Here is a 3335-nt window from a genome sequence, read left to right on the forward strand (position 1 = left end):
GTTAGCTATCGACAGAGAACTGAATTTAGGCGATCGCACTGGGTAAGGGCAAAGCCAGACCACAGCCCCAACGTTTAAGCGAGGGGCCTTCCTGCGGAAAAAGACATTCATGCCACTGATACCAAGATTCATTTAATGGGGTTTTGAGGATATAAACACTTCCGGCAGGAACAGCATAACGCCCGCGAGAAAGTCGTTTAGGGTAGTTTGACTTTTGGCTGGTATCGGCGGCATCTTTGCGATCGCCTAAGCGATAACGAAAAGGAATAGGGCGTTCTGTCAAGAGGGCATCCATTTGCCACTGGGCTGACAAATCACTGTCTACTTCCGGGAGTTGATGACGCTTCGGATCGCCTTTGTGGAGGGTTTGGGGAATACGATAAGAAAGTCGATTAGATCCCCAGATGGCAGGGGTTATCAAAGCAAAGCTACGCTCAATCTGAGTGCTAAACCTTTGCTTATTTGGCTCGTTTAAGGGCTGACACGTTAGCTCGACCATGTGCCCTTCACCCCCGAAGCGGTACCAGCCATCTTTAATCGAGGAGGTGCAGAGATAAACTAGACCAGTATCAGGATGCATCTGTACCCCGTTTTCTAGAAACAAGCTGCCGCGATCGCGCTCTGGGTCAACGCAGCGCTCATCTGCCATCAGGTGAGGATGCAAATGAGGAACATACTGCCAAGGGTCGCCATAGACCTCAACACTTTTGGCCTCCTGGTCATCACGACTTACTAGCTTTGGCCAATCTGCAATCCTGACCCAGGTTCCCTTTTTGAATTTACCGTCTATGACTTGGCCTGCGGAATCGCGCCAAGGCAGTTCTGCTTGCGCCGAATTCCAGGCAAGTCGATCTACGATTTGACCTTTGGGTATCTCAGTCTTTTCAGGATGAGGATACATTTTGACTAAATAGTTCAGGGGTGTTGGCACACAAAAGTTTTGCGGATCGGCTGCGTTACCCTCAATCCAGCTCCAAAAAGGTCCGGCTAGATAAAAGTCGTCTCGGTGCATCCACTCGGCTCCCTTTTGGGCAGCAAATAAGCCGGATAAGGTAGCCGCACTGGGCGGAAACTGAGCGCCCGATCGCCCTACCAAATTTTCGGGAGAAAGAAATCTGCCGGCACTGCCGTAAAGCAACCCCAGCGGTTGAATCGTAATTAGGTATTCAAACATAGTTTCAAGCAAAGGTTCAGCGTTTATAATCCGCCTGAAGCTGTGGCGGGGTGACGTTGCGATGCAGGTGAAAACCGACTTTGGCAAGGTTGATCACCCAATGGTTGAAGTCTCTTATGACATATGAATTACCCTTGAGCAGTTCTGGTTTTACCAGAGACTCGTCGCTATAGTCTGGGTGGTAGCGTTGAGCACTGCCTAAAATACCGCTGAAGCTGCGTCTCTGAGGTTCTAGACTTACTTGGTTCCACCAGGTGCTAGGTTGCTCTAAAAGTTTGCGGTAAGGTTCACCGAAGTAAACTTCGATCAGCCCTAAGGCTACTGCTATTTGACAGCCTTGAAACGCATGACGCGATTCCAGCGCAGCCACGTCATTATATAGATGAGTCCAGTTGGGTTTATCTGGGCTGTTGTTGCGATCGCAATAAGCGCTGAGCAACCCCGTTGAGGGCATTGCTAACGGCGCGACTGGCACGTTAGAAAAATCTCCGGCTAGCAGCCACCACGGGCAAACCCACTCCAGCAGGTTGCCGCCGTTAAACAAAATGCGAAAGGCAATGCGATCGCGGCCTTGAGCTTTAGCAGATTGCTCGGCTTCTCGGCAGTTTTGGAGTACATCTCGCTGGGGCACATGAGGAGCTGCCCAAACAAAACCCACGCTAGCGGTAATGGGCTTTGGTTGATTAGCGCCATGTCTAAAGGGTGCGCTGGCATCGGCTTGTAAGCTAGCTCCTTGCCAAAACTGCTGGTCAAAACGACTGAGCCAGTCGAGGCAGACTTTAGGCTGAATTTGGCCATTTCGTAAGTAGAGAACTCCCATAAAGTCATCACCTCCGGCATAAATCATGCGGCCTTGGCCGGGAAGGTAGCTGTTGCTCAAGTTGCGAATGGCATTGCCCCACTCTCGCATTTGGGCACTAAAGCGGCTTAGTTCTTCTGGGCTGCTGTGATTTTTCAGATAAGCTCCTGCCTGGTCACCGTCCCCCAAAAACCATCCCGTCCAATATTGCGGTTCTGGCGGTTCATTGGCAGAGCGCCGTTTGTTTTTCAGACGGTTTAAGTCTTTGAAGGTTTTGGGATTCAGTTCTTGGGCGATCGCTGTCAAATTGTCAATTTCGCTTGGGCTAAGTTCGACCTGATTTTGCTTTTGCCAGTTTTCGACGACTCGTTTAGCCACTGCTTCATGGGTAATGATACGCTTCACTAGCTCTGGAATGCTCAGTTCTTCATCTGGGTCAATGAAGGCTTCTCCTATTTTTTGGCTGAGGGCTTGATAAAATGCCTTAATTGCTTGCTGTTGCTGGCGGGAGTTTATTTTTTGAGGACTTGTACAGCCAAGCTCAGGCCAAGCGATCGCGTCAGTCCCAGAAAGGGTAGAACTTTCGCTAACCCAGTTGATGCCAATCCAAGCTCGCGATCGCTTTTGCTCATTGAGTCTTTGTCGAACTTGACGAATGGTTTCGCCAGCGTTACCAATCACCCAAAAGAATTCCCAAGTGTGTTTACTCCACAGTCCCCAGTCGCGCTGCCAATAGCAGGTTTGCGCCAGTTGCTCTTCGATCCACTGGCGACAGGTTTGGACAATACATATCCAGGTTTGCTCAAAAGCTTGTTTAGCCACTGCCTGAGGAAATTGCCCTGCAATAATGATCTGGTTTGGCATTCCTTGAGTGACGTTAATCAAAGCCGGAGAGACTACTTCACAGCCGTGGTGGCTAGCGGCGTTGCAAACAGCCCATGAAAGCAAAGACAAAATATAAGAACTGCCGTAGAGATCGCGCAGTTTGCGAGATTTTTCGATAAAGCCTTGCACGGGGGCAAAGGTAATGGCGGTATAGACGGAAGCAGTCATAGGCTCACCGAGATGGCGCAAAGTCTAAGTTGCTTGTACCTTAGCAGGCTATTGGAAGCAGGGTCTTCCATTTGTGGATTTAAGGGGGGTAGCTAGCCGAGTTAGTGTCCTGCTGTCAAAGTTCAACTCAGCATAGGAGCCAGGTTTCAAATTGATCGAAGAACTTAAGTAATTCTTCGTCTCAGCAAAAAAAATCTTTACCTGGGGAATAGCGCTAGAGACTACACCGGGCGGCGTTTGACCGCTAGCTGATGCTAATACTACTCGGTAATATCAATTCTCGATTTTGGATTTTCGGTTTTGAATTGA

General features: G+C 49.4%; 2 protein-coding genes. Both read right to left on the reverse strand.

Features of this window, described 5'->3' with window-relative positions; genetic code table 11:
• Positions 1–25 precede the first annotated feature (25 nt).
• A complete protein-coding gene (locus ACTS3T_RS22360) occupies positions 26–1174 on the reverse strand; it encodes a type III-B CRISPR module-associated Cmr3 family protein (protein ID WP_377968266.1) in 1149 nt (382 codons plus the stop codon).
• A gap of 16 nt (positions 1175–1190) precedes the next feature.
• A complete protein-coding gene (locus ACTS3T_RS22365; protein WP_377968267.1) occupies positions 1191–3026 on the reverse strand; it encodes a Cas10/Cmr2 second palm domain-containing protein in 1836 nt (611 codons plus the stop codon).
• Positions 3027–3335: the final 309 nt, after the last annotated feature.

The sequence above is a fragment of the Almyronema sp. genome (genome assembly GCF_052168255.1).
Classification (GTDB): Bacteria; Cyanobacteriota; Cyanobacteriia; order Phormidesmidales; family Phormidesmidaceae; genus Sphaerothrix; species Sphaerothrix epifaneia.